An 8,363-nucleotide genomic window follows, 5' to 3' on the forward strand; every position below is an offset into this window, starting at 1 on the left:
GCGGCAGCGGCTGCGCGGGCGGCTGCGCGGCCGGGGGCGGCAGCTTGGGCGGTGTGGCCGGTCCGGAGGGCGGCGGGCTGGGCATGGCGGGCGTGGTGCGGAACCGTACGACGGTGCCGGTGGCGTTGTCCGACGGGTTCGGGTCCACGACCGCGCCGTTGACCGACCACCCCAGCTGCCAGGGCCCGTTCGTCACGCCGACGAGCCGCACGGTGACCGGCACCTCGGCGCCCGGCGCGAGCAGGCCGAGGGCGCAGCTCGGCGCCCCGTCCTCGTCGCACGCGCCCGTGGGGGTGGACATGCCCTCCAGGCGGACGCCCGGCGGGAGGTCGGCGACCAGGGTGGTGCCGGGGGAGGGAGCCGGGCCGTTGTTGGTGACCGTGACCGTGACGGACACCGAGGAGCCGGTCTCCACGGTGGGCGAGGTGGGCGGCGCGGTGACGGCCAGGTCCACCTTCTGCTGGAACGCGGGCTCCTTCTGGCGGCCGGGCAGCTTCGCGGTGAGCGGGGTCAGCGCGCCGGTGGCGAGATCGAGTTCCGACAGCTGCTCGGGGGAGTTGGGCGCCCGGCCGCGGCGGTGGCTGAGCACCAGCCGGGAGGCGTCCGGCGACCACGCCACGTCACGCGGCTGGTACGGGCCGGTCGTCTCGACGTCCGGGATCTTCGCCGCGCACGCGGCGGGGTCGCCGGAGCGGCCGGACGGAACCACGACCCGGCAGTCCTCCCCGTCCGGTGAGACGACGACGACGCTGGCGCGCTGGTTGATCTGGTCCGCGCGGTCCTTGCGGTTGAAGGCGACGGACTTCCCGTCCGGCGAGAACGCGGGGCTGTCGTCGATGACCTTGCACTCGCCGGGGCAGCCGCCGATGCGGCTGAGGTCCCGCTGCTGCTTCAGTGCCTTCACCGGGGCGGTCCAGACGTGCTTGATGCCGCCGAGGCCCCGGACGACCTCCGGGCGGGTGAACGCCAGGACGGTGCCGTCCGACGACCAGGCGGGCTGCGCGTCGGCGCCGGTGACCTCGCCGGCGGGCGGCACGACCTCGCCGGTGATGCGCCCGGAGGCCACGTCCGCGACGAGTACCCGGCTGGTCCAGGCGTCGTTCGCGCCGGGCGTGGACCGGGTGAAGGCGAGCCGGGTGCCGTCCGGCGAGAACGAGGGGTCGGTGTCGCGGTCCCGGGGGCCGCGCCCGTCCAGCTTCATGGGCGACGGGTGCTTCCCGTCCGTGTCGACGAGCCAGATCCGCTGGACCCGCTGCCCGTCGAGCTGCTCGAAGCGGGTCACGGCGATGTGGCGCCCGTCGGGGGTGTACGTCTGCCGCTCGGTCCAGGGGTCGTACCCGGCGGCCGGGTGGAACAGCGGGTCGGCGGCCGGGTCGTCGCTGGTGTTGGTCAGGGCCCTGGGGTCCTCGCGCAGGACGTCGAACCGGAGGTCGCGGGGGTCGGAGCCGTCCTGCCGCATGTCCTGGAGCGTGACGAGAGCCGCGTCCTTGGTGGTCCTGCGGGTGACGACCGTCGACCAGGAGTCCGGGGAGCCGAGCACCGCCGGCGTCTCCACCTCGCGGTCCTCGGTGAGCACCATGTGCGGGGCCGGGTCGTCGAGGGACCCGATCCGGTAGACGTGGTCGTAGACGGAGCAGCCGCAGTCCGTGTTGGGGCTGAGGAAGAGCAGGCCCTCGCCGTCGGGCAGCCAGGCCGGTGACCGGGAGCCCCAGTCCTTGCCGAGACCGGTGAGCACGGGCCGGGGGTTCCCGGACCCGTCGTCGGTCACCCGCAGCCGGTGGCCGGTGTCCGTGGCCGAGGTGGGCGTGACGTGCAGCGTGTAGGCGATGCGGGAGCCGTGGGCGGTGTCGGCGACCGGGTTCCACTCGGGCTCGTCCGCGTCGCCCTCCGCGCTGTCGCTCAGGCACGTCACCTCGCCGCCGTTCAGGCCGCGCGCGTAGATCTGCGTGCCCCGCTCCGGGCCGCCGTCGCTCGCGTACGCGATGCGGGTGCCGTCCGGGGAGAGCGTCGGGGACGTCTCCTCGTCCGTGGTGTCCGTCAGCTGCCGCGCCTTCCCGGGCTTGTCGACGGCCACCGACCACAGGTCCCGGCGGCCGCCCTTCCCGGGCGAGTCGAAGACCACGGTCTTCCCGTCGCGGGAGAGTTCGGGATGCGCGGCGTCCATGCCGGTGGTGAGCCGCAGTACGCCGCCGTCCGCGCGGCGCAGGTAGACCTGGGGGCGCACCTCGTCCCGGAGGCTGGTGAAGACGAGCGCGTCGCCGCGCCCGTAGGCGTCCTGGTCGTAGTGGGCCGGGTCGTCGCTCTCGAACAGGTCCTCGGTGGCGGTCTCCGACGTGACCGTGCCGAGGCTGCGGTGCCCCGTGCCGGCGAAGGCGATCCGCCCGGTGTCGGTCACCGCCTTCGACGCGGCGGCGGCCGGCTGGACGCCCTGCGGGGCCGCTACGGAGCCCGCCACCAGCAACGGCGTCAGCAGCACCACCGCCGCGCCGAGCCGGTGCAGCCGGGTACCCCTCGGACCGCCCACAGTCCACCTCGCAGTCTGAATCGATGGTTCTCCACGACGAGCATCCCGTCCATGGGCCCGGTGGAACAGGGCCGGGAGTACCCGGGGCGGGGGAAGAGCGGGTGCCCTTTGCGGCTGCCGCGGCCCCGGCGGCCCGTTCCGGACCCGTCCCTCGTCAAGGTGCGCCGGAGCGCGCGGAGTTCGGCCCGGCCGCCGCAGGGCGGGCGGAGACACCGAGGGGGCAACGGCGGCTGCCCTCCCGGTGCCCCGGCGTCCGGCACGGGTGCCCTGGACCGGGGTGCGTGTCAGATGAGCCCGTGCCGCATCGCGTATCCCACCGCGTGCGCCCGGTTGCGCAGGTTGAGCCGGGTCGCGACCTCGTGCAGCACGTTCTTGACGGTGCGTTCGGAGTACGAGGTCTTCTGCGCGATCTCCGCCGTGCCGTAGCCCTCCGACACCAGCCGGATCATCTCCGCCTCCCGCGTCGTGAGCGTGGACAGCGAGAGGCCCCTCGGATCGAGGACCGAGCGGTGCAGGCTGCTGACGTGGTCGATGAGCTTGCCGAGGAGGTCCCCGGGAAGGACCCCCTCGCCCTTCGCGATGGCCGTCACCAGGTGGACCAGCCGGTCCTGGTCGGCCTCGCCGCGCCGCAGCACGGCGGCCACCCCGTACTCGATCAGGGTCTGGAGGGCACCCGCCTCGAAGTACCCGACGACCAGGCCGGTCCGGGTCGCGGTGTTGCGCTGGAGGCGGTGCAGGAGCTGGACGGCGGGCTCGTTCACCACGTCCACCACCACCAGGGACACCTGCGCCCGGTCCGCCTCCTCGTCCGGGACCAGCTCGATCTCCGGGCGCCGGCGCAGCTGTTGCACCACCCCGGTCCGGAGGATCAGGTCCTCCGCGTACACCGCCACCGAGACCCGGCCGGACGCCGGGGCGGGTATGCCGGGGGCGGGCTGCTCGGGCGGGGCGAGGCCGCGCGGGACCGCCGCCCCCGTCGTCGTCATGTCTGTCGTGATCGTGGTCATGTTCTCGTTCTCCTGGGCCGCTTCCGCCGGTTTCCGGTGTGTGAGGTCGGGTACGGGTTCGTCCGGGGAGCACAGGGCGACCTGGCGCGGGGATGCGGTGCCGGCGCACGGCGCGGATGTGCCCCCGGGGCACCGCCCCTGCCCGCACATTGCCCTCGCGCCCCTGCTGCCGGGAGCGCGGTGCGGCCTAGCGTCGCAGGGTGACCACATCTGCCGAACTCGCAATGCCCACGGTGACGGTGTCGCCCGGCGCCGAAGCGACGACCACGCTGACCGTGCGCAACGACGGGGACATCGTCGAGGCGTACACCCTCGACGTGGTCGGCGACTGTGCGGCGTGGACCACGGTGGAGCCGGCCCGGGTCTCCCTCTACCCCGGCACCTCCGAGACCGTCACGGTGCGGTTCGCGCCGCCCCGGTCCCACGAGGTCCCGGCCGGTGAAAAGCCCCTGGGCATACGGGTCCTGCCCGCCGAGCACCCCGAGTCGGTGGCCGTCCCCGAGTTGACGGTGGTGGTCGAGCCGTTCCACGAGCTGCGCGCACGCATGGAGCCCGGGCGCCGCCGGGGCTGGCTGGGGGCCCGCTTCCGTACCGTTGTACAGAACCGTGGGAACGCTCCCACGGAGGTGTCCCTGGGGGCCCGGCAGCCCGGCGAGGAACTGCGCCTCGCGTTCACGCCGGAGCGCCGGAAGCTGGAGCCGGGCGAGTCCGCCGAGGCGGCCCTCAGGGTCCGGGCCCGGAAGCTGATCTGGTTCGGCGCACCGGCCGCCTGGCCGTTCGAGGTCGTGGCCGGGGAGCCGGAGGACGCCGGCGCCGAGGGCCCCCGCGAGGGGCGGCCGGAGCCGCTCCCGGGCGAGTTCGCCCAACTCCCGCTGTTCCCGAAGTGGTTGCTGATTCTGCTCGCCGCGGTGATCGCGCTGCTGCTCGCCTGGTTCGCGCTGGTGCGCCCGGCCGTGCGCAGCACCGCCAAGGAGGCCGGTGCCAAGGCCGCTCAGGAGGAGAACCGGGAGCCCCGCCAGGGCGGTTCGGCCTCCGGCGGCGGACAGCAGGAGCCCCAGGGCAAGGGGCAGGGCTCGGGAGGTGCCGACGGGTCCGGTGGCGCGACGGGCGGCTCCGGCTCGACCGGAGGAGCCGGCGGCTCGGGCGGTTCCGGTGGCGGGGGCGGCCAGCAGAGCTCCGAGACCATCGACGTGCAGACGGGCGCCGGGGGCCGGAAGACCGGCACCTATGTGGTCCCGGAAGGCAGGACTTTCGGTGTCACGGACATCGTCGTGGCCAATTTCCAGGGCGACGAAGGGCTGTTGACCATCTCCTTCGGGCAGCGGAAGATCACCACCATTGCCCTGGAGACGTTCAGGAACCAGGACTATCACTGGGTCACCCCCATTCAGATACCGGAGAAGGCGGCGGTCACCGTTTCCGTGACCTGCGCAAAGCCTGGGACTCCGGCCACCGGTAAGCAGGCTTCCGGGTGTCACCAAGTACTCAATGTCAGCGGCGTGCTGAGCGATGTTTCGCGAGAGGAACGATAGCGCCGGATTCCTGGCCTTCTGTTCCGGCTACGTGAACAGACGGGTTTCTCACCTGCGGGGATGCGCCATCAGGTGTTCATCCGGGTGTGTCCCTTCACACACCCGGACACACCCGGAACGGCTGGACGCGCAAATGCGCGGAGTGCGGCCGGCGGGTCAATTCCGGCGCTTCCCGGGTGATTCCCGGGCATTTCCGTGTGCGGTGAATGGACTGGACCACTGGGCGGTGTGCTCGGTGGAGCGGATCGCGACTCATTCGGTTCCCCGGAGCGACCGGAGGAATCCAGCCGATCTCGTCGACCGGCTCGATCCTTTCTGGCTGAAACTAATCCCTCGCGCCCGGTGTGCGGACGCGCCGCCCCGGAAAGGCAGCCACCCTGCCCCCCGGCCAGGACTTTGAGACCTACTGCCCCCGCGCACGCCCTGGCAAGACTGGGCGGGCGAACGACTGACCAGCCGAAGGAGCGAGCATGCCGTCGTACCTCACCCCAGGTGTATACGTGGAGGAGGTGCAGTCCGGAGCACGGCCCATCGAGGGTGTCGGCACCGCGGTCGCCGCCTTCGTCGGCTTCGCGGAGACCGGCCCCTTCCACCGGCCGACGCTGGTGACCAGCTGGGACCAGTACGTTTCGACGTTCGGCACCTTCACCCCGGACACGTATCTGACGCTCGCCGTCCACGGGTTCTTCAGCAACGGCGGCGGCGCCGCGTACATCGTCCGGATCGGCGGGCCCGCCGAGGACGCGCCGCAGGACACCGCGCCCGCGACGGCCCCCTCCGTGGCCATCGGCGGCTTCCTCGTGTCCGCCCGGCCGGGCGCCGGTGACGGGATCTCCATCGAGGTCGCCGACGCCGAGGGCGAGAACCCGCCGGAGGACCGCTTCCGCCTGCTGGTCCGTCAGGGCGGCAAGGTGGTGGAGACGTTCGACACCTCCGTACGCAAGAACGTCAAGGGCTACCTCGTCACCCAGGCCCGCCAGTCCAAGCTCATCGAGGTCACCGAGCAGCCCGGCGCGGCGCAGACCCGCCCCGAGAAGCAGAGCCTCACCCTCGCGCCCGCCGCCCCGGACGCGAGCACCACCGGCCGGACCGGCCCCACCGAGTACGTGGGCGACGCGTCGGCCCGTACCGGCATCGCGGCCCTTGAGGCGATCGACGAGATCACCATGGTCGCCGTCCCCGACCTGATGAGCGCCCACCAGCGCGGCGACATCGACGACGAGGGCGTCCGGGCCGTGCAGCTCGCCCTCATCGCGCACTGCGAGCAGATGGGCGACCGGGTCGCCGTCCTGGACACCCCGCCCGGCATGAACGCCCAGCGCGTCCGCACCTGGCGCAACGACGACGCCGGCTACGACTCGCGCTACGCGACCGTGTACTACCCGTGGCTCAAGGTCCTCGACCCGGCCACCGGCCGGCAGACCCTCATGCCGCCGAGCGGCCACGTCGCCGGCGTCTGGGCCCGCAGCGACGGCGAACGCGGTGTGCACAAGGCTCCCGCCAACGAGGTCATCCGGGGCGCGCTCGACCTCGAACTCCGCCTGAGCCGCGGCGAGCAGGACCTGCTCAACCCGATCGGCGTCAACTGCGTGCGCGCGTTCCCCGGCCGGGGCATCCGCATCTGGGGCGCCCGCACCCTCTCCTCCGACCCGGCCTGGCGCTACCTCAACGTCCGCCGGCTCTTCAACTACCTGGAGGAGTCGATCCTCCTGGGCACCCAGTGGGTCGTCTTCGAGCCGAACGACGACCGCCTCTGGTCGAGCATCCGGCGCAACGTCACCGCGTTCCTCTCCGAGGAGTGGCGCCGGGGCGCGCTCTTCGGCCGTACGGCGGAGGAGGCGTTCTACGTCAAGTGCGACCGGGACAACAACCCGCAGGAGTCCATCGACCTCGGCCAGGTCGTCTGCGAGATCGGCGTCGCGCCGGTGAAGCCGGCGGAGTTCGTCGTCTTCCGGCTCTCGCAGTTCTCGGACAGCACGAGTCTCGTGGACGAGTGACAGCCGTCCCTCTCCCGCGGTAACTCAGCAGGCGACAACGAACGGAACAGGTGACACACAGTCATGGCAGAGGGCGACGCTCTTTCCACCCACGTCTTCGGCGTGCAGCTCGGCGGCTATCTCGTGGAGTCCATCCAGGAGATCAGCGGCCTGACCGTCGAGGAGGAGGTGGTGGAGGTCCGGCAGGTGACCTCCACCGGCAAGCAGATCATCCGCAAGCAGCCCGGCGCGCGACAGGCCGGCGAGGTGACGATCACCCGGGGACTCGACAAGAGCAGCGAGTTCACCAAGTGGATCAAGGAGACGCTGAACAACGGCGCCGTCGACACCGCGCGGCAGAACCTCACCATCGAGATCAAGGACTCCAAGGGCGACACCGTCCGCCGGATCCAGCTGATGCAGGGCTGGGCCAGCCGCTGGGAGGGCCCCTCGCTGAAGGCCGGCGAGTCCAGCGCGGCGACCGAGACGGTCACCATCACCTTCGAGGAGATCGTGGTCGAATGAGGCGCAGGACCGTTTCCGGCGGCGGTCTCGAGGAGGTCCTGGACAGCCTCGCCGCCGCCGCGCCGGCGCCGCCCGAGGCCCCGGCCCCCGCCCCCGCACCGCCCCCGGCCGCCCGTCGGCCCGACGAGTTCGACTTCGAGCTCCCGCGCGGTTACGTGGACGACGAGGGCCGGACCCACCGGACCGGGACCATGCGGCTCGCCACCGCCCGCGACGAGCTGCGTCCGCAGATCGACCTCCGGGTCAAGGAGAACCCCGCGTACCTGAGCGTGGTGCTCCTGAGCCAGGTCATCACCCGCCTCGGCACGATCACCGACGTGCACGCGGGGGTGGTCGAGCGGATGTACGCGACCGACGTGGCGTTCCTCCAGGACTTCTACCGCCGCATCAACAGCGAGGGCCACACCCACGCGGCGGTCACCTGCCCGCTGTGCCAGGGCTCGTTCGAGGTGGACCTGTCGGGTGAGCGCCTGGGGGAATCGTGACGTACGCGCCTTCCCGGCTTCGGGAGGAGATCGCGTACATCGCCTACCACTTCCACTGGCAGCGCGAGGAGATCCTCGACCTCACCCATGGTGAGCGGCAGGAATGGGTGAGGGAGATAGCGCGGATCAACACCCGCGTGAACGAGAGCGGGTGAGGGCGTGGAGTTGAGGGGCTGGTTCCGGAAGCGTCCGGTGGCGGGCGCCGCCGAGGCGGGCCGGGCTCCGGAGCCCGGTGCCGCTCCCGGGGCGGCCTCCTGGGCCGGCCCCGGCACGGATGGTTCCGGCACGGCCGGCCCCGGCACGGATGGCCCGGG

The 8,363-nt window shown here is 72.5% G+C and carries 7 protein-coding genes; 5 read left to right on the top strand and 2 right to left on the bottom strand.

Annotated features, from left to right (window positions below):
• A partial coding sequence (locus G3I41_RS33730) for a hypothetical protein (protein ID WP_343242278.1) occupies positions 1–2,524 on the bottom strand: 2,524 nt, incomplete at its 3' end.
• 284 nt (positions 2,525–2,808) lie between these two features.
• Complete coding sequence (locus G3I41_RS33735; RefSeq protein WP_164404333.1) at positions 2,809–3,531, bottom strand: LuxR C-terminal-related transcriptional regulator; 723 nt, start codon at positions 3,529–3,531, stop codon at positions 2,809–2,811.
• A 224-nt stretch (positions 3,532–3,755) separates the two neighbouring features.
• Here G3I41_RS33735 and G3I41_RS33740 point away from each other — a divergent pair, with 224 nt between their 5' ends.
• From G3I41_RS33740 to G3I41_RS36575, 5 genes are all read left to right on the top strand, one after another.
• Positions 3,756–5,063: a hydrolytic protein gene (locus tag G3I41_RS33740; RefSeq protein ID WP_164404337.1), complete on the top strand. Its 1,308-nt coding sequence runs from the start codon at positions 3,756–3,758 to the stop codon at positions 5,061–5,063.
• 470 nt (positions 5,064–5,533) lie between these two features.
• Positions 5,534–7,060, top strand: a complete 1,527-nt coding sequence (locus G3I41_RS33745) for a phage tail sheath family protein (protein WP_164404334.1) — start codon at positions 5,534–5,536, stop codon at positions 7,058–7,060.
• Between the two features lie 63 nt (positions 7,061–7,123).
• Positions 7,124–7,564, top strand: coding sequence for a phage tail protein (locus G3I41_RS33750; protein WP_018101393.1), 441 nt, complete (start codon positions 7,124–7,126; stop codon positions 7,562–7,564).
• On the top strand, positions 7,561–8,049 hold the full coding sequence (locus G3I41_RS33755; protein ID WP_164404335.1) for a hypothetical protein: 489 nt from the start codon (positions 7,561–7,563) through the stop codon (positions 8,047–8,049). Before G3I41_RS33750 ends, G3I41_RS33755 begins: the two co-directional genes overlap by 4 nt.
• Positions 8,046–8,204 (top strand): DUF6760 family protein, encoded by a 159-nt coding sequence (locus G3I41_RS36575; protein ID WP_018101391.1) that lies wholly within the window; start codon positions 8,046–8,048, stop codon positions 8,202–8,204. The genes G3I41_RS33755 and G3I41_RS36575 overlap by 4 nt, the downstream gene beginning before the upstream one ends.
• The last annotated feature ends 159 nt before the right edge of the window (positions 8,205–8,363 follow it).

The organism is Streptomyces sp. SID9727 (assembly GCF_010550605.1).
GTDB lineage: Bacteria > Actinomycetota > Actinomycetes > Streptomycetales > Streptomycetaceae > Streptomyces.